We start from the raw sequence: 17803 nt of genomic DNA on the forward strand, positions 1-17803 counted from the left end.
GTCACTCAGCCAGTTAGCCGGCCGCTCAGGCGTCGATTTCGACCGCCAGTTCGTCGAAGAACGCGAGGTCGTGGAGGCGGCTGTCGGGCGTCAACTCGGGGTGGAACGACGTGCCGACGACGGGGCCGTCGCGGACGGCGACGGGGTTGCCGTCCCACTCGGCGAGCACCTCGACGCCCTCGCCGACCTCGTCGATGAGGGGCGCGCGGATGAACACCGCGGGGAACGGCGAGTCGAGACCGGCCACGTCCAGCGGGGCCTCGAAGCTGTCGACCTGCCGGCCGAAGGCGTTGCGGTCGACCGTCGCGTCGAGGAGGTCGAGCGTCGTCACGCGGTCGTCCTTGGCGTCGCGGGAGGCGACGATGAGGCCGGCACAAGTGGCGAGGACGGGCTTTTCAGCCTCGACGTGGGCGCGAATCTCGTCGGCGATGCCCTCGCGTTCGAGGAGTCTGGAGATGGTTGTCGACTCCCCGCCTGGCATGAGTAACACGTCGCAGTCGGGGACGAGGCCGTCGCTTCGAATCTCGACGATTTCGGCGTCGACGCCGTGGGCCTCGGCGGCCCGCTCGACGGCGTCGGCGTGTTCGGACACGTCGCCTTGCACGGCGACGACACCGGCGCGTAGCGTAGTCATAGACGGGTCTCGGGAAGCCGTGGACAAAAAGCGTCCGTTCGGCGGTCGGCGCGGTTCAGAACGCGAGCGAGTTCAGCACCAGCACGCCGATGCCGAACAGCGCCCCCGCGGCGAAGATGGTCTTGGGGTTGACTCGAATCGCGTTGCGGTCCTCCGCGTCGAAGTAGCGGACGAGGCCCGCACTCGACATCAGACCGCCGCTGTTCTGGCCCTTGCTCATGTTCCACCGTCCGTGCGTCCGCCGCCTAAACGTTTCGGCTCGCTCCGGTCCCGGGGGTCGCCCGGCCGGAACGCCTCCCGACTTGCCGGCGAATCCGCTCGGATTGCGAGTCGGCTGACGGCCCCCTCGACGCTCAGAAGGCTGGAATTCGACTGAACTGGACGGGCGCACAACCGGAGAGCCGCGGGCCCATGAGTAATCCTTATGCGCCGGGGCGGGCAAGTTGCGCCGGGATACGATGACTGTTCGACTCTTGGACTTCTACGCGGACTGGTGCGGCCCTTGTAAGACGCAGGACCCGATTCTCGACGAGCTCGAAGGCGACTACGAGACCGTCGAGTTCGTCAAGGTCGACGTCGACGAGGAGCAGGACGTGGCCAACCAGTATCAGGTTCGCTCGCTTCCGACGCTCATCGTCGAGAACGACGACGGCATCGTCGACCGCTTCGTGGGCGTCACCCAGCGCGACGACATCGAGTCGGCGCTGAGCCAGGCCGGCGCGTAAGCGCGCCGCGGACCGCCGCGTTTTCCGACCCATCCGGACGACCGCCGAGCGCGCCGCGAGCGCCGGCGGTGTGTCTCGCAAGCGTTATACGACCGGCGGCGGGACTCGTATGCATGGCTAGTGACGCTGCGACGAAGCGGACGCTCGAGAAGCAGATTTGCATGCGGTGCAACGCGCGCAACCCCCAGAAGGCAAAGCAGTGCCGCAAGTGCGGTTACAAGCACCTTCGACCCAAGTCGAAGGAACGCCGCGCCGCGTAAGCCCGCACGCTTCTCTCAGGCGTCTCGCCGATACAGCGCGAACAGCACCGCGAGCAGCGCGAGCTGGACGAGTTTGTCCGCGACGCCGCCGATGCCGAAGATATTCGGCCAGTTCAGCGCGACGTAGAGGACGACCTGCCCGGCGGTGAAGGGGATACCGAGCAACACCACCCGCGAGCGGCGGCGCTCGTCGCCGCGGAGGACGCCGACGATACCGGCCGCGAACCCCGCGGCGGCCCCGACGAACGCGATGCCGAGCGGGTCGGCGGGGTTCGCGGCCAGCGCGCCCGCGCCGAGGACGAGGTGAATCGCGCCGGTCACGGCCGCGAGGGCGACGCCGACGTAGTGCAGTCGCGTCAGGTCGCCGCCCGCGTCTCCAGCCGCGTCGGTCGCCATCTCAGGCCTCCGGGTACTTCGGCTCGCGCCGCTCCGCGCGTTCGATTGCGCGTTCGAGCGCGTCGCGGACGGTGTCGCCGCCGGCCTCGTTCTCGAAGGGGTCGCCGTGGCCGGCGTACAGCGCCTCGACGGTCGAGGGAAGGCGGTCGAGGAGCGTGTGCAGGCTGCTGATGAGGCGCTCGCGGGACTGCCCCGGCATGTCGGTGCGGCCGAAACTGCCGTCGTCGAACGCGCCGTCGTTGTAGACGAACACGTCGCCCGAAAACAGCGACCGCCCGCTCACGAGCGAGACGTGGTCGTCGGCGTGGCCCGGCGTGTAGACCACTTCGAACGACTCGTCGCCCATCGCGACGTGGTCGCCGTCTCCGAGCTCGTGGGTCCGAAGCGGGTGGTCGGCGTAGGCGTACACGTCGGGGTCGAACCGCTCGACCACCGCGCCGAGTTCGCCGACGTGGTCGGAGTGCTGGTGGGTGACGACCACGGCGTCGAGGTCGTCGGTGTGTTCTGCGACGACGTCTTCGACGCCCGACATCGTCCCGGCGTCGACGAGGACGGTTCGCTCGCCGAGGACGAGGTAGGCGTTGCAGGTGAAGGTCTCGGCGTCGGCGGTGACTGGGATGACTTCCATACCGCCGCGTACGCGCTCGACCGGAAAAAGTCGGGCGGGTGAGGCGTCACCTCGCCGCGTGAATCGCCACCGAACATCGGGCTCACGCGACAAATCCTTTTTGGGGCTCGGTCGTGTACGTATATCTGTATGGGATTTGGGAGCTACGACGAGTCCGAACAAGGAGACCAGAACGTCGACTTCGACGAGGAAGACGGCGTCACGACGAGTGAGGAGAAACACGAGGGCGAGGTCGATTTCGAAATCGGCGCGTCCAACGACGAACTCCTCGACCGGCTCCAGGAGATTAAAGACGAGTGAAGTCGGGGTCTCGCGCCCTCGGGGTCGCGGAATCCTCTCCCGGGGCGGCGCGCGCACCCACAGACGACGCTGACGACGCTCATTTTTCCACAGACCCGTCTCCGGAGAGCGTCCTCTGCGGCGCGGTCGTCCGCGCCGACCGGGTCGTCGACGGCCTCGCCTTCGAGACGTGCGCCGTCGGCGGCGACGACGCGACCGACGCCATCGCCTCGTTGTACGACTCCCTCGACCGCGAGGACGTACGTTACCTGCTCGTCTCCGGCATCGCTCCGGCGTGGTTCAACCTCGTCGACATCGACCGCCTCGCCGCGGCCCTCGACCGCCCGGTCCTTTCAGTCTCTTTCGAGGAGAGCGAGGGGCTCGAACCCGCGCTCACCGAGCAGTTCTCGGGCGCGGCGCTCGACCGACGACTCGACACCTACCGCGCAGCTCCGCCCCGCCGACCCGTCGAGGTGAACGGGGAGACGGTGTTCGTCCGGGCCGCCGGCTGCGACGGCGACGAGGCCGCGCAAGTCGTCCGCGGCTTTACCCCGACCGGCGGCCGCCCCGAGCCGATTCGCGTGGCCCGGATGGCGGCCCGCGCCGCGCGACGCTTCGCCGGGGATTAAGCCGTCCCCGCCCTCGAACCGAGTATGGAACACATGGAGGGCCTCTGCGTGACGGGCTGTGAGCGATGCCCCGAACTCGTCGACTCGCGGAGTCGCATCGTCAACGGGGTCGGCCCCGACGACGCCGACCTGCTCTTCCTCGGTGAAGCGCCGGGCGCGAAGGAAGACGAGGGCGGCGAGCCGTTCGTGGGTCGCTCCGGCTCCGTGTTGGACGACGCGCTCCGCGAGGCCGGCCTCGCCCGCGCCGACGTTCGCATCACCAACTGCGTGCGGTGCCGCCCGCCGGACAACCGCGACCCGACGAGCGACGAACTGTCGAACTGCCGGGGCTACCTCGCCCGCGAACTCGAACTCGTCGACCCCGAACTCGTCGTCACGCTCGGAAAGGTGCCCTCCCAGCACCTGCTCGACCGCGGCGTCGCCATCACGAACGAGTCCGGGTCGGTCGTGGACGCCCGCGTCGGGGACGCCTCCTACCGCGTCCTCCTCTCCGTCCACCCCGCGGCGACGCTGTACGACCGGAGCCAACGCGAGGGCTTCTTCGAGACCATCGCGCGCGCCGCCGACCTCTCGGGGCTCGCGGACTCCGCGGACGGACAGGCCAGTCTCGGTGACTTCTGAGCGCGGCGCGGGCGGCCGGCGAAGAGGCGAGACGCGACCTCGTGGTGGCAGTCGGCGGCGACGACATGGGCGACGCTGTGAGACGCAGGGGAGCGATAAAAACCGAACCGCGGGTGCGTCACCGAGCGGGCGGACGCCTACTCCCAGATGGAGCGGGCCATCCGCTGCGGGAACTCGACGATGAGTTTGAGCAGGCTCGTCCCTTCCTCGTTGCCGCGGATGTACGACCGGACCCGCTGGCTCACGAACTCGACGGAGACGACGAGCATGAAGATGACGAGAATCGTCGCCATCATGTTCGTGTACCGGAACAGACCGCGCTGGGTCTGAAGCACCTGTCCGAGGCCGCCGCCGCCGATGAGTCCCATCGTGACGCCGATGCGGACGTTGATTTCGAGGATGTACATCGTCCACGCGATGAAGGGCGTAAAGACCTGCGAGAGCATCCCGAAGACGACCTTCTGGGGGCTGTTCGCGCCGGTCGACTCGATGGCCTCTATCGGTCCGTCCTCGACTTCTTCGAGGGCGTCCGTGAACAGGCGACCGAGGTTCCCCATCGTGTCGGTCCCGATGGCGAGCGTCGCCGTGAACGGCGAGACGCCGCCGAGGGGGATGTAGATGAGCGCCCACACCAGCGCCGGGATGGCGCGGATGACGCTCATCGTCCCGCGGAAGATGAAGTTGAAGGGGTACGGCGTCACGCGCTCGGAGCCGAGCACCCCGAGGATGAGCGCGCCGGGGATGCCGAGGACGGTCCCGGCGAACCCCATCGCGAACGTGACGAACACCGCGCCGAGAACGGGGTTCCCGTCCTGGAACTGGAGGAGGAGGTTCCGTTCTTGGATGAACGCCCAGTACTGGCTGACGTCGACGAAGGGGATGACGCCGAACAGCGTTCCCGGCGGGAAGAAGTCGCCCAGCGCGTCGGTGAACTCCGGCCAGTACTCGACGATTTCACCGATGGAAAAGCCGACCTCGCTCAGCGCGTTCGTGAAGAACCACGCGAAGAGGACGAGGACGACGATTGAAAACAGCAGTCTGACTCGCTTTGCAATCTGGATGTTCCGCAGCGCGTCCTCGATTCGGTCGGTATCAGTACTCATGTGACCTCGCTCCGCTCGTGGCGGCCGCGTTGTTTTCGGGCGGCTCGTCGGTCTGTTCTTCGCGGATGGCCTCCGTCTCGATGTCGCCGTAGATGCGGTCGATGACGTCGACGTCGAAGTCCTCGCGGTAGCCGTCGAAGACGATTTGTCCGTCTTTCATTCCGATGAACCGTTCGCCGAACTCGCGGGCGATGTTGACCTGATGGAGGCTCGCGATGGTGGTCAAGTCGCGCTCGTCGGCCGCGTCGCGGATGTACCGCATCACCGTCTCCGCGCTCGCGGGGTCGAGGCTCGCGACGGGTTCGTCCGCGAGCAGGAGGTTCGGGTTCTGGACCAGCGCGCGGGCGATGCCGACGCGCTGTTGCTGCCCGCCGCTCATCTTCCCGGCGCGCTGGTTGGCCTCGTCGAGCAGTCCGACGGTTTCGAGCGCGCGGAGCGCCTCCTGCTTGTCGTCGCCGTCGTACAGGCCGAGCAGGCTGCCGAGGAACGATGTCCGGCCGAGCGCCCCGGTGAGCGCGTTGCTGTACGCGCTCATCTGCCCGAGGATGTAGTGTTGCTGAAATATCATTGCCACGTCGTTTCGAGGCCCCATCACGTTCGCGTCGTCGATGGTAATCGACCCGCTCGTCGGGCGAGTGATTCCGTTGAGACAGCGGAGGAGGGTCGACTTCCCCGCCCCCGATTGCCCGAGGACGACGACGAACTCGCCGTCCGGGATAGTAAACGAGACGTCGTCGAGGGCCGTGACATCTCCGTAGGATTTGCTGAGGTTCGTTACTTCAATCGTACTCATTATCGTGTCTGTCGCGTCGCGTAGTTCGCGTACGGTCGAACCGTTCGTCGGGTTGCGACCGCACGGTAGGGAATCAAAACCGCGGAGTCTCGCTCTTACTGTCCGAGCGTGACGCCGAGCTCGTCGAGGACTTCCTGAACGGGCGCGTAGTCGTCGACGGACCCCTGGTCGACCCCGGTAAACCAGAGCTGTTGGTCGTCTTCGAGGTCCTCGTTGATGAGGTCGTCTTCGGTCACGTTGAGCAGCGCCTCTTCGATGTCGTCGTACAGCCCTTGGTCCATGTCGGTGCGGCCGAGAATCGGGGCACGCGGGATGGGGTCGGAACACGACAGCAGTTGCAGTTCGGGCGACGCCGTTCCGAGGTCGCCGTCGTTTTCGGCCGACATGTCGAGGAACTGTTCGGGGAACTGGTCTTCCGGAACGTGCGGGGCCGTCGAGAACGCGCCCGTGCCCGCGGCGACGACGTCGTCGCGGTTGATGAGCGTCTCGCGGGCCGTCGAGTGGTCGGAGAACTGCGCCTCGAAGTCAACGGGGTTGCCGTCGGGCGCGCCGCCCGTGTCGAGGCCGGCCGTGCTCAGCATGGACAGCGGGAACAGCGACCCGCTCGTCGAGAGGCGGTCAGCGAACGCGACCGTCTCGCCTTCGAGGTCGGTCAGCTCTTCGATGTCGCTGTCGGGCGTCGTCGTGATGAGCGAGAAGTACCGCGAGGCCCCGTAGGCGATGCGGATGCCGATGACCTCGGTGATGCCCTCGTTCCCGCCCTGAATAGCGATTGCGGGGGCGGCGTCGGCGATGTCGGCCTGTCCGCTGTCGAGCGCCTGCAACACCGCCGCGTAGTCGGCCGCCACGGTGGATTCGACCGTGACGCCGACCTCGGACTCGATGTAGTTGAAAAGCGGCTGATACTGCGCTTCCACGTCCACGTCCGACTCGGCGGGCGTGAGCGCGAACATGATGGACTCCGGTGACGACTCGGTCGTAGTCGACGTCGTCGTCGCCTCGGTCTCCGAGGACGCTCCCGACTCCGTCGTGGTCGTCGTCGCTTCCGAGCTATCGTCGCCACCCGTACATCCACTGAGCGCCGTCAACCCCGCGACGCCAGTGATTCCTGCCGTTCTGATGAATTCTCGTCTACTCGCCATTGAACTCGTCTTGTAATTCCGACACTTGTTGTTAAGATTTGCTATTTTTTCTCTATATTCGTATTGAATAGAACCGGTGTTCTCAGGTTGACGGCGCTATCGCCCCTGCAAGCCCCCGTGGAGTCTTCGAGTTCGGACTTCGGACCCCTTCACGCGACGGGTCAGAGGCGTGCGGCAGGGTCGCGCGGCCGGTCTCCGACGGCTCCCGCGCGGAGCGCTCACCCCGAGGGAAAATCACTTTGCTGTCCTCTGCGGACGTTCGGTATGAGCACGACACAGCCGCCCGAGGAGACCCTCGCCGACGTGGTGATGGTCGACTACGGGCTCGGAAACCTCCGGAGCGCCATGCGCGGGCTCGAACGCGCGGGGGCGAACGTCGTCATCTCGGACGACCCCGCCGACTTCGACGACGCCGACGGCATCGTTCTCCCCGGCGTCGGCGCGTTCTCCGAGGGGATGGAAAACGCCGGACCGTTCCGCGAACCGCTCGCCGAGGCCGCCGCCGACGGGACGCCCGTCTTCGGCATCTGTCTCGGGATGCAGATGCTGCTTACCTCCTCCGAGGAGGCCGACCACGCCGGCGAGGGCGAAGTCGAGGGACTCGACTTCATCCCCGGCCGCAACGTCCGGTTCGACGAGGGACAGAAGGTCCCGCACATGGGCTGGAACGAACTCAACGTCCAGCGCGACCACCCGCTCGTCGAGGGCGTCGACGGCGAGTACGCCTACTTCGTCCACTCCTACTACGCCGACCCGGACGACGAGGGCGCGGTCGTCGCCTCGACCGACTACGGCGTGGCGTTCCCCGCGGTCGTCGCCAACGAGGCGGGCACCGTCTTCGGCACGCAGTTCCACCCCGAGAAGTCCGGCGAGACCGGGCTGACCATCCTCCGCAACTTCGTCGAGTTCTGCGCGGAGCGATAGGCCGAATCTGCCTGCCCCGACGGTCTTTTGTCGCCGCTTCGTGAAGGGGTGCCCATGCAGGCAGTCACGCTCGGTCCGGCGGGCACGTACTCCCATCGCGCCGCCCGCGCGGTCGCCGACGACGTCGCCTTCCGAGAATCGGTCACGTCTATCGTCCAAGCGGTCGCCGACGGGTCGTTCGAGCGCGGCGTCGTCCCCATCGAAAACAGCATCGAAGGGAGCGTCACCGAGAGCCTCGACGCCGTGGCGAACTCGGACGTGAGCGTCGTCCAGGAAATCGTCACGCCCATCCGCCACGCGCTGTTGGCCCAGAGCGCGAACTTCGACGTCGTCGCCAGCCACTCCCAAGCGCTCGCGCAGTGTCGGACGTACCTCGAAGAGAACTACCCCGACGCGAAACTCGAAGCCGTCGCCAGCACGGCCCGCGGCGTCGAGCGCGCCCGCGCCGACCCGACGGTCGCGGGCATCGGCCACCCCGACAACGTCGGTGACGACCTCGAAATCATCGCCGAGGACATCCAAGACCAGTCGTCGAACGCCACCCGGTTCCTCGTCATCGGCCCCGAGTCCGCCCGCTCGGACGCCGGCGGCAAGAGTTCGCTCGTCGTCTATCCGAACGCGAACTACCCCGGTCTCCTCTTGGAACTGCTTGAAGCGTTCGCCGAACGCGACATCAACCTCTCGCGCATCGAGTCGCGGCCGAGCGGCAACCGCCTCGGCGACTACCTGTTCCACATCGACGCCGACGCCGGTCTCTACGAGGAGCGGATGCAAGGGGCGCTCGAAGAGGTGGAGGGCATCGCCAGCAACGGCTGGGTCCGCGTCCTCGGGTCGTACGACACCCGACACGTCCTGTACTGACGCCGTTTCGACGCCGAGACGCTCGCCCAGCGCCGCACCTCACCGCGTCCACCCCGTCCCGCTCCGTCACGCCCGCTCGGTCGCTCTCAACGTGTGAGTCCGAGCACATCTTTCTTTGTCGTCGGCGACGTATCTAAACGCGTATGCAGCGAAACCCGTTCGACGAGATAGAAGACCTGTTCGACCGGATGGGCCGGTCGTTCGAGGAGTCCGGTATCGGTCGGTTCCAAGATATCTCCCTCGACGTCGTCGACGACGACGAGGCCATCGAGGTCGTCGCGGACCTCCCCGGCTTCGAGAAGGACGACCTCGACGTGAGCGTCAGCGGGCGGCGACTCACCATCGCGGCCGACCGCGAGGAGTCGAGCGAGGTCGACGACGAGCAGTACGTCCGCCGCGAGCGGAGTCAGCGCTCGGTCTCCCGGACGATTACGCTCCCCGCCGAAGTCGTGCGCGACGAGGTGACGGCGTCGTACAAAAATGGCGTCCTGACCGTGACGCTCCCGAAGGCCGAACCCGCGGGCGACGACTCGACCGAAATCGACATCGAGTGACGCGGCTCATCTTTTGAATACCGGCGCTCTGGCTCCCGAGCCGTGCGAACTGCTATCCACGTTCCGGCAACGATTATCTCCTCAGACGGCGTCTATGACCCTCGGTGAAAACACACATGATGCGACGTACCAACCCCTTCGACGACTTCGAGGAACTGTTCGAGCGAATGTCCCGCCAGTTCGACGAGATGGGACGCCAGTTCGACCGCTCGGGCATGATGGCGCAGGTCCGCCACGAGATGGCCATCGACGTCACCGACCACGACGGCGAAATCGTCGTCACGGTCGACCTCCCCGGCTACGAGAAATCGGACATCGCCCTGTCGGTCGCCAACCGCACGCTGACCGTCGAGGCGACGCGCGAACTCGACGCGGAACGCGCCGACGGCGAGTATCTCCGCCGCGAGCGCCGCCACGAGTCCGCCCGCCGCACGATTCGCCTCCCCGAGACGGTCGACGAGGACGGCGCGTCCGCCAGCTACCACAACGGCGTGCTGACGGTCACGCTCCCCAAACACGACGCCGAACCCGACGACTCCCGCCGCATCGACATCGACTGAGTCGCTTCGGCGCTCACGGGCGTCTCTGACTCGCCGCCCGCGATGGGTCCCCTCGTGGTGGGTGTTCCCCGTTTTCGTTTCTCTGTCTCCGTTTCACGACTCGATTTTCTCGCCCCCCTCCCGTGTCATCGTGAGGCAATATCTGCCGCAATCAGACAGCCGCGCAAGTCGAGTATAGGAGTTATTTTAGGCCGGGGTACCACTACCACGGATATGGACTACGACCCGCAGGAACTCGAAGCGCGTTGGCGGGAGCGCTGGTCCGAGTCCGGCCGATACGAGGCCGACCCGGACGCAGACGCCGACGACGCGACGTTCGTGACGGTGCCTTATCCGTACCCCAGCGGCGGGATGCACATCGGGCACGCGCGGACGTACACCGTTCCCGACGTGTACGCTCGCTACCGACGCCAGCAGGGCGACAACGTCCTGTTTCCCATCGCGTGGCACGTCACCGGCACGCCGATTATCGGCGCGGTCGAGCGCCTGCAAAACCGCGAGGAGAAACAGCTCTCGGTGCTGACAGACACCTACAACGTCCCCGAGGACACGCTTTCTGATCTCGAATCGCCCATGGGCTGGGCGCGGTACTTCATCGAGGAACACTACAAAAAGGGGATGCAGTCGCTCGGCCTGTCGGTGGACTGGCGGCGCGAGTTCACCACCAACAACGAGCGCTACTCGAAGTTCGTCGAGTGGCAGTACCGGACGCTCCGCGACCGCGGGCGACTGGAGAAGGGTCTCCACCCCGTCAAGTTCTGTACGAACGAGGAACAGCCGGTCACGACCCACGACCTGCTGGAAGGCGAGAACGCGGAGTTCCAGGAGTACACGCTGGTCCGCTTCGGCTGGGACCGAGACGGCGGCGACGTGGTCGTCCCGATGGCGACGCTTCGCCCCGAGACGGTCCACGGCGTGACCAACGCCTACATCGACCCCGAGGCGACCTACGTGGTCGCGGAAGTCGACGGCGAGACGTGGTTCGTCTCCGACTACGCGGCCGACAAACTCGAATATCAGGCCCGCGACGTGGAGATTCTCGAAACCGTCGAGGGTGCCGAACTCGTCGGCCAGACGGTCGAAAACCCCGTCACCGGCGACGACGTGCTCGTCCTGCCCGCCGACTTCGTCGACGCCGACAACGCGACGGGCGTCGTCATGTCCGTCCCGGCCCACAGCCCCGACGACTACGTGGCGCTCCAGGAGGCCAAAGCCGACACCGACTACCTCGAATCGTTCGGCATCGACCCCGCCGACGTGGCCGCCATCGAGCCGATTCCGATTCTCGACGTCGACTCCGAGGACGACACCTACGGCGAGATTCCCGCGAAGTCGGCCGTCGAGAACCGCGGTATCGAGTCCTCCGACGACCCCGCGCTCGAAAAGGCGACGAAGGACCTCTACAACAAGGAGTTCCACGCGGGTCGGCTCAAGGAGTTCTACGGCGACTACGCCGGCGGCCTCGTCGAGGAGGTCCGCGACGACTTCAAGGTCGACGGCGTCGAGGCCGGCCAGTTCGACGTGATGCAGGAGTTCTCCGAGGAGGTCGTCTGTCGCTGCGGCGGCGACGTCGTCGTCGCGGAACAGGACACTTGGTTCCTCTCGTACGACGACGAGGACTGGAAGGAACTCGCCCACGACGTGGCCGACGGGCTGGACGCCATCCCCGAGAACACTCGCGACGAGTACCACCACACCATCGACTGGCTCAACGGGTGGCCATGTATCCGCAACTACGGCCTCGGCACCCGCCTGCCGTGGGACGACCAGTTCGTCATCGAGCCCCTCTCGGACTCGACTATCTACATGGCGTACTACACCATCGCCCACCGCCTGCAGGAGATTCCGACCGAGGAGCTCACCCAGGAGTTCTTCGACGCGCTGTTCTACGGTCCCGACGCGGTCGACGACGCCCCCGAGAAGGCGCTCGACCTGCGCGAGGAGTGGGACTACTGGTACCCCGTCGACTATCGGTTCTCCGGTAACGACCTCATCACGAACCACCTGACGTTCTACCAGTTCCACCACGGCGAACTGTTCGACGAGCCGCAGTGGCCGCAGGGTATCGTCATCATGGGCATGGGCCTGCTCGAAGGCGAGAAGATGTCGTCGTCGAAGGGCCACGTCGTCCTCCCCGGCGAGGCCATCGGCGAGTACGGCGCGGACACCGTCCGTTTCTTCCTGCTCAACTCCGCCGAACCGTGGCAGGACTACGACTGGCGCGACGACCTCGTCGGCTCGGTCCACGACCAACTGGAACGCTTCTGGAACCGCGCGCAGGAGATTATCACCGACCCCGGTCCGGACGACCAGCCCGACCTGGAGACGGTCGACCGCTGGCTCCTGTCGAAGCTGCAAGACACCGTCCGCGACGTGACGACCGCGATGGACGAAGCCGAGACGCGTTCGGCCAGTCAGGCGGCGTTCTACAACTTCGAGGAGTCGCTGCGGTGGTACCGCCGCCGGACCGACCTCGACCGCCCGGCCGCCAAGTGGACGCTCCGGACGGTCCTCGAAACCCGGCTGCGCCTGCTCGCGCCCTTTATCCCGTTCATGACGAACGAGCTGCACGAGCAGTTGACCGGCACGCCCGCCGAGGACGCGCCGTGGCCCGAGCCGGACGAGAGCTTCGAGGACGAGTCGGTCGAACTCGAAGAGCGACAGGTCGAGCGCCTGACCGAGGACGTCCGCGACATCATCGACGTGACCGATTCCGACCCCGACACCATCCGTGTGTACGTCGCCGCCGACTGGAAGCGCGACGTGTTCGAGACGGTCGTCGACAACGGCGACAACGTCGGCGCAATCATGGGACAGGTCATGCAGGACCCCGACCTGCGCGAGCGGGGTAACGACGTGAACGACCTCGTGCAGGACCTCGTCGACCAGACCCGCGGCCGCGACGAATCGACGCTCCGCGCCCAACTCGAACTGGACGAGGCCGATACCTACGAGCGCGCCGCCGACTTCCTCGCCCGCGAGTTCGACGCCGCGGTCGAGGTGTTCGCGGAAGACGACGACGACATCGTCGACCCGGGCGACCGCGCCTCGAAGGCGATTCCGTTCCGCCCCGCGGTCCACCTCGAATAGTCCGGCGCGTCTCGGCGCGCCGCGACCGAAACGCCGCGATTCGCCCGACCCGCGACGCGGCTCTCGGGGCGACCGCTCCTCTCCGTCGCTCGATTTATCCTCTAGCCGAACTAACAGTATCGTATGAGCGAAGACGACTCGTCGAGCCTCGCACGGAAGGCCTACCACACCGTCACGCCGGGGTCGCACATGCGACCCGACAGCGAGATGGACTCCATCGGGTGGACGATGTTTCTCATCCTCGTCGTCCTGTTAGTCCCGTTTCTGCCCTTCATCGCCATCGTCTACGTCCTCTCGAAGGTGTTCGGCTACCTCAACGCGCAGCGCGGGCCGAGCCCGTAGCCCGGGAACTTGAGCCGAAAAGAAAGATGAATGCCAGCCGCGTCGCGTCGAGCGGCCTCACTCGGCGAGACCGAGGAGGTCGAACGCGTAGCCGTTGTCGTTTTCGAAGGCGTGCTCGTAGGCGACGTGCGCCGCCGCCACGTCCTGAATCGCGAGTCCCGTCGAGTCGAAGACGCTGATGCCGTCGGCGTCGGTGCGGCCGTCGAGGTTGCCGAGGACGATGTCACCGATTGCGCCGTAGATGTCGTCGTCGGTGAGGACGCCCTCGTGGTACGGGACGTTGATTTCGCCGGAGTGGGTGGTCTGGGCGTGGTCGTCGATGACGAGCTTGGCGTCCAACAGCACCTCGTCGGCGAGTTCGTGTTTGCCCTCGGCGTCGGCCCCCATCGCGTTGATGTGGGTGTGGTCACCGACCGCCTCGCGCGGGACGATGGGCGACTCGACGGGGGTCACGGTCGACAGCACGTCACAGCTCGCGGCCTCCTCGATGGAGCCGGCGCGGATGTCGAACTCGTCTTCGAAGGCGTCGATGAAGTCGGCGACGCGCTCCTCGTCGAGGTCGGAGACGACGACCTCCTCGATGTCGCGGACCTCGCTGATGGCGCGAAGCTGCGTGTACGACTGGACGCCCGCGCCGACGATGCCCATCGAGGACGCGTCCTCCACGGCGAGGTGGTCGGTGGCGACGGCCGCGGCCGCGCCGGTGCGGAGCATCGTGAGCTCCGTCCCGTCGAGCAGCGCCAGCGGGAAGGCGTTCTCGGGGTCGGAGTAAATCATCGTGCCCATGACGGTGGGCAGGTCGTACTTGTCGCCGTTGTCTGGGTGGACGTTGACCCACTTGATGCCCGCGGCGTCCCAGTCGCCGGCGTCCAGATAGGCGGGCATCGACCGGAAGTCGCCGTTGTACTGCGGCAGGTCGATGTAGGACTTCGGCGGCATCTGGGCGTCGCCGGACTCGTAGGCGGCGAAGGCGTCCTCGATGGCCGAGATGAGCTCCGGCATCTGGACGTTCTCGTGAACGTCGTCCTTGTTCAACAGCAGCGTCTTGCGCATGGAGACACGTTGCCGTACCTGCTACTTAGTTCGTTCTATTTCTGAACACAACTGCAAGTGTATCTTGGAAAGTGAGAGAATTATCCAACTTCTGAGTGGCGGGTGAGTCGGAACGGTCGGCTCCCCTCGGACTGTCGGGAAGTCGTAGTCGGCGCGAGTCGGTTGGTCTCCGCCGCGTGCCGCCATTCGGACGCCGTAGCCGCGGCTCTCCGGCCGTCTGGGACGCTCGCTAAAATAACGTGGTCTGTCGCGCGGCAGGCGTCGGGGGATGGGGGTGTGAAGGCGTTAGCCGATTTTCACATCGCGCCGCCCATACCGCCCATGCCGCCCATGCCACCCATGCCGCCGGGTGCGCCGCCCTCTTCGTCGTCGTCGCCGCCGGTGGAGAGGTCTCCGGCCGCGATGATGTCGTCGATCTTGAGGACGAGGTTCGCGGCTTCGGAGGCGGAGGCGACGGCCTGCTCTTTGGCGTGGGCCGTCTCGACGACGCCGGCGTCGAAGGCGTCTTCGACCTCGCCGGTGAAGACGTTCAGCCCGGCGCGGACCTGCCCGTCTTCGTGGGCCGCACGGAGGTCGACGAGCGTGTCGATGGAGTCGAGACCGGCGTTCTCGGCGAGGACGCGCGGGACGAGTTCGAGCGCGTCGGCGTACGCCTCGACGGCGAGCTGCTCGCGCCCGGAGACGGAGTCGGCGTAGTTGCGGAGGCGCGAGGCGAGTTCGACCTCGATAGCGCCGCCGCCGGCGAGCACGCGGCCGTCAGCGACCGTCGAGGCGACGACGTCGAGAGCGTCCTGAACGCCGCGTTCGAGCTCGTCGACCACGTGGTCGGTGGAGCCGCGGAGCAGGAGCGTGACGCCGTGGACGTCGTCGCCGATGCCCTCGACGTAGAACAGCTCGTCGGCCTCGTCGCGGCGGACGGAGGCGCGACCGAGGTCGGCGGCCTCGATGGAGTCGAGGTCGGAGACGACCGCCGCACCGGTGATGTTCTTGAGGAAGCGGATGTCGGACTTCTTCGTCCGACGGACCGCGAGGATGCCCTGCTTCGCGAGGTAGTGCTGAGCGAGGTCGTCGATGCCCTTCTGGCAGAAGACCACGTCAGCGCCGGAGTCGACAATCTGGTCGACCTTCTGCTTCAGCTGGGCCTCCTCTTGGTCGAGGAACTTCTGGAGCTGGTCGGGGCTCTCGATGGAGACGTTCGTGTCGATGTCGGTCTCCTCGACCTCGACGGGCTCGTTGAGCAGCAGCACGTCGGCCTCGTCGAACTGGACCGGCATGTCGTCGTGGACGGGGTCCTTGTCGATGACGGCGCCGGTGAGGAGTTCGGACTCGGACGCCGAGCGGCCGGTCTGCGTCTCGATGGAGACGTTTTCGAGGTCGACGACGTGGGAGCCGTCGTTGGCTTCCACGGTGACCTGCCGGACGGCGCGGACGATGAGGTCCGCGAGAAGCTCCTTGTTGAGCTCGGAGCTCTTGCCCGTCATGGAGGTCTCGGCGACCTTCTTCAGGAGTTCCTCGTCGTCGGGGTCGACGCGCTCCGCGATGTCGTCGATTTCCTCGCGCGCCTTCTCGGAGGCGAGGTTGAAGCCGCGGATGATGGCCGTCGGGTGGATGTCCTGTTCGAGGAGGTCCTCGGCGTTCTTCAGGAGTTCACCCGCGATGGCGACCGCCGTCGTCGTTCCGTCGCCGGCTTCGTCCTCCTGCGTCTCGGCGACTTCGACGATCATCTCGGCCGTCGGGTTGTCGATGTCCATCTCCTTGAGGATGGTGACGCCGTCGTTCGTGATGGTGACGTCGCCCATCGAGTCGACGAGCATCTTGTCCATCCCTTTGGGGCCGAGTGTGGAACGTACCGCCTCGGCGACTGCTCGTGCGGCGCGGATGTTGTACTCCTGCGCGTCGCGGTCCTTGACGCGCTGTGCATCCTCGCCCATGATGATCATCGGCTGACCCTGCTGCATTCGCTGGCTCATAGACAGGCCTTGATTGTTTGTGATTCTATAAAAAAGCTTCGCCGGCGAATCGAAGGACGGAATCCGAGCGCTCGCCGTGTACTCCCGATAATCGCGCGACTGAGCCCGTCTTCGATGTGTTCGAGGGCAAAGTATGGTACGCTATTTCACACCACAATTTGTGCCCGGTCGAACCGCTTTATACGCTACTCTTCGACCGGCTCTTTCCAGTGGACCGTCACCGTCCCGACGGCGAACGCGTCGTTCCCCTCGTCGTCGCGGACGACCCGGATGGTGTTCGTCCCTTCGACGAGGCTCGCGCCCGTGACGGTGTCGACCCAGTACTGCCAGCCGTCGCCCGGCGGGATATCGAACCCCGAAAGCGGGTCGCCGTTGATTCGAATCTCGTGGCCGTACTCGCCCACGTCGAACGCCTGGATGCCGAGATACGGCTCTCTGGGGTCGTCGGTCGGCACGTCGAATTCGAACGTCTCCGTCTCGTCTCCGGCGTCGTCCGCCCAGTCGAGGTCCAGCGTCTCGCCTTCGGGGTGGAGGTGCGAGCCGATGAACACGGTCGCGTAGTTCGCGCGGTGGTGCACGCTCACACGTTCTGCTGCGCCCGATAAAAATTCGCGTGGTCGGAGGTCGTGTCGGCCGCGCCGTCAGTCGTCTTCGGGGAGTTCGTCCGCGAGGAACTCGCCGTCGGCGTCGTCGCTCGCGGCGTCGAGCGGGGGCTCGTCGTCGTCTCCGTCTAACACCGATAACTCGCGTTCGTACAGCCGCTCGGTGAGTTGGGTCCGCTTGTTGAGGCCCTTCTTCTCGCGGCCGGTCTTGGTGTCAGGCATTGTCAATCGTGGTATCATATCCCATGGGGATGAATGTTTTGTCCGAACAGTTGATACGGTCGGGTCTGTGGTGGTGCCTTGGGTCGCGTCGAACTGGGGGTGCCCTGCCAGTTTCGACGTACCTTGTTCTTGGCGGGTGGTGGGATAGACTCCGCCGACGGTTCCCGCCGTCCGGCGATTGAGGGAGATGCTATGTGCTTCGGGTGCGAAGAGCGGGAGTTCGAGTTGGTGTTTTCAGCGGGGGGTCTGGGCCGAAGATGTGGATTTTCAGAGACGCGCCAGGAGCGGGATTTGAACCTCAGTCACTTCGCTCACTTCGTTCCCTTCGCTCCTTGGTTCAAATCCAACTGAGGCGTTCTCCCGAACTCGCAGTCCGCAGCGCGACGAGACGCGCTGCTACGTGGGTTGCGTTCGG

At 66.1% G+C, this 17803-nt stretch carries 22 protein-coding genes; 11 read left to right on the forward strand and 11 right to left on the reverse strand.

Annotated features, from left to right (window positions below):
- Positions 1-25: 25 nt before the first annotated feature.
- Both pdxT and DVK03_RS02350 read right to left on the reverse strand, forming a co-directional pair.
- Positions 26-634: a pyridoxal 5'-phosphate synthase glutaminase subunit PdxT gene (gene pdxT, locus DVK03_RS02345; protein WP_004044488.1), complete on the reverse strand. Its 609-nt coding sequence runs from the start codon at positions 632-634 to the stop codon at positions 26-28.
- 55 nt (positions 635-689) lie between these two features.
- Positions 690-854, reverse strand: a complete 165-nt coding sequence (locus tag DVK03_RS02350) for a preprotein translocase subunit Sec61beta (RefSeq protein WP_004044487.1) — start codon at positions 852-854, stop codon at positions 690-692.
- A gap of 223 nt (positions 855-1077) precedes the next feature.
- Between DVK03_RS02350 and trxA the strand changes: the two genes are divergently transcribed.
- Both trxA and DVK03_RS02360 read left to right on the forward strand, forming a co-directional pair.
- Entirely contained in the window at positions 1078-1359 is a 282-nt protein-coding gene (trxA, locus tag DVK03_RS02355; RefSeq protein WP_394295201.1) for a thioredoxin, read from the forward strand.
- A gap of 113 nt (positions 1360-1472) precedes the next feature.
- Positions 1473-1619: a 50S ribosomal protein L40e gene (locus tag DVK03_RS02360; protein ID WP_004044485.1), complete on the forward strand. Its 147-nt coding sequence runs from the start codon at positions 1473-1475 to the stop codon at positions 1617-1619.
- Between the two features lie 15 nt (positions 1620-1634).
- Here DVK03_RS02360 and DVK03_RS02365 read toward each other — a convergent pair whose 3' ends face one another.
- Together DVK03_RS02365 and DVK03_RS02370 are read right to left on the reverse strand one after the other, a co-directional pair.
- Positions 1635-2015 carry a hypothetical protein gene (locus tag DVK03_RS02365; RefSeq protein WP_004065298.1) on the reverse strand — a complete coding sequence of 127 codons (381 nt, stop codon included), beginning with the start codon at positions 2013-2015 and terminating at the stop codon, positions 1635-1637.
- A gap of 1 nt (position 2016) precedes the next feature.
- Complete coding sequence (locus DVK03_RS02370) at positions 2017-2643, reverse strand: MBL fold metallo-hydrolase (RefSeq protein ID WP_006600723.1); 627 nt, start codon at positions 2641-2643, stop codon at positions 2017-2019.
- Positions 2644-2772: 129 nt separating this feature from the next.
- Here DVK03_RS02370 and DVK03_RS02375 point away from each other — a divergent pair, with 129 nt between their 5' ends.
- From DVK03_RS02375 to DVK03_RS02385, 3 genes are read left to right on the forward strand one after another with little or no spacing between them, the layout of a single operon-like run.
- Positions 2773-2943, forward strand: coding sequence for a DUF5786 family protein (locus tag DVK03_RS02375; RefSeq protein WP_004044482.1), 171 nt, complete (start codon positions 2773-2775; stop codon positions 2941-2943).
- Positions 2940-3551: a DUF99 family protein gene (locus DVK03_RS02380; RefSeq protein WP_006600722.1), complete on the forward strand. Its 612-nt coding sequence runs from the start codon at positions 2940-2942 to the stop codon at positions 3549-3551. Before DVK03_RS02375 ends, DVK03_RS02380 begins: the two co-directional genes overlap by 4 nt.
- A 24-nt stretch (positions 3552-3575) precedes the next feature.
- Positions 3576-4172, forward strand: a complete 597-nt coding sequence (locus DVK03_RS02385) for a uracil-DNA glycosylase family protein (RefSeq protein ID WP_004044480.1) — start codon at positions 3576-3578, stop codon at positions 4170-4172.
- 137 nt (positions 4173-4309) lie between these two features.
- Here the strand turns inward: DVK03_RS02385 and phnE are convergent, their stop codons facing one another.
- The 3 genes from phnE to DVK03_RS02400 all read right to left on the reverse strand — a co-directional run bounded on the left by phnE (position 4310) and on the right by DVK03_RS02400 (position 7021).
- On the reverse strand, positions 4310-5275 hold the full coding sequence (gene phnE, locus DVK03_RS02390; RefSeq protein ID WP_004065296.1) for a phosphonate ABC transporter, permease protein PhnE: 966 nt from the start codon (positions 5273-5275) through the stop codon (positions 4310-4312).
- A complete protein-coding gene (gene phnC, locus DVK03_RS02395; protein ID WP_006600721.1) occupies positions 5265-6068 on the reverse strand; it encodes a phosphonate ABC transporter ATP-binding protein in 804 nt (267 codons plus the stop codon). The genes phnE and phnC overlap by 11 nt, the downstream gene beginning before the upstream one ends.
- A gap of 95 nt (positions 6069-6163) precedes the next feature.
- Positions 6164-7021, reverse strand: coding sequence for a PhnD/SsuA/transferrin family substrate-binding protein (locus DVK03_RS02400; protein ID WP_004044477.1), 858 nt, complete (start codon positions 7019-7021; stop codon positions 6164-6166).
- A 453-nt stretch (positions 7022-7474) separates the two neighbouring features.
- On the opposite strand from DVK03_RS02400, the gene hisH reads away from it, so the two are divergent.
- The 6 genes from hisH (at position 7475) to DVK03_RS02430 (ending at position 13541) form a co-directional block, all read left to right on the forward strand.
- Positions 7475-8134 (forward strand): imidazole glycerol phosphate synthase subunit HisH, encoded by a 660-nt coding sequence (gene hisH, locus DVK03_RS02405; protein WP_004044475.1) that lies wholly within the window; start codon positions 7475-7477, stop codon positions 8132-8134.
- 54 nt (positions 8135-8188) lie between these two features.
- A complete protein-coding gene (gene pheA, locus DVK03_RS02410) occupies positions 8189-8995 on the forward strand; it encodes a prephenate dehydratase (RefSeq protein ID WP_004044474.1) in 807 nt (268 codons plus the stop codon).
- A gap of 143 nt (positions 8996-9138) precedes the next feature.
- Positions 9139-9549 carry an archaeal heat shock protein Hsp14 gene (hsp14, locus tag DVK03_RS02415; protein WP_008605294.1) on the forward strand — a complete coding sequence of 137 codons (411 nt, stop codon included), beginning with the start codon at positions 9139-9141 and terminating at the stop codon, positions 9547-9549.
- Positions 9550-9665: 116 nt separating this feature from the next.
- Entirely contained in the window at positions 9666-10109 is a 444-nt protein-coding gene (gene hsp14 / locus DVK03_RS02420; protein WP_008608090.1) for an archaeal heat shock protein Hsp14, read from the forward strand.
- 213 nt (positions 10110-10322) lie between these two features.
- A complete protein-coding gene (leuS, locus tag DVK03_RS02425) occupies positions 10323-13199 on the forward strand; it encodes a leucine--tRNA ligase (protein WP_115802135.1) in 2877 nt (958 codons plus the stop codon).
- A 123-nt stretch (positions 13200-13322) separates the two neighbouring features.
- Entirely contained in the window at positions 13323-13541 is a 219-nt protein-coding gene (locus DVK03_RS02430; RefSeq protein ID WP_004044470.1) for a hypothetical protein, read from the forward strand.
- A 57-nt stretch (positions 13542-13598) separates the two neighbouring features.
- Here DVK03_RS02430 and DVK03_RS02435 read toward each other — a convergent pair whose 3' ends face one another.
- The 4 genes from DVK03_RS02435 to DVK03_RS02450 form a co-directional block, all read right to left on the reverse strand.
- Positions 13599-14594, reverse strand: coding sequence for an ornithine cyclodeaminase family protein (locus DVK03_RS02435; protein WP_004065291.1), 996 nt, complete (start codon positions 14592-14594; stop codon positions 13599-13601).
- Positions 14595-14890: 296 nt separating this feature from the next.
- Entirely contained in the window at positions 14891-16534 is a 1644-nt protein-coding gene (thsB, locus tag DVK03_RS02440; protein WP_004065290.1) for a thermosome subunit beta, read from the reverse strand.
- Between the two features lie 215 nt (positions 16535-16749).
- The gene (locus DVK03_RS02445; RefSeq protein ID WP_008606282.1) at positions 16750-17142 is read right to left on the reverse strand and encodes a hypothetical protein; all 393 of its coding nucleotides are present in this window, start codon (positions 17140-17142) and stop codon (positions 16750-16752) included.
- A gap of 63 nt (positions 17143-17205) precedes the next feature.
- Complete coding sequence (locus DVK03_RS02450; protein ID WP_004044465.1) at positions 17206-17388, reverse strand: hypothetical protein; 183 nt, start codon at positions 17386-17388, stop codon at positions 17206-17208.
- Positions 17389-17803: the final 415 nt, after the last annotated feature.

The sequence above is a fragment of the Haloferax sp. Atlit-109R genome (assembly GCF_003665865.1).
Taxonomy (GTDB): Archaea; Halobacteriota; Halobacteria; order Halobacteriales; family Haloferacaceae; genus Haloferax; species Haloferax volcanii.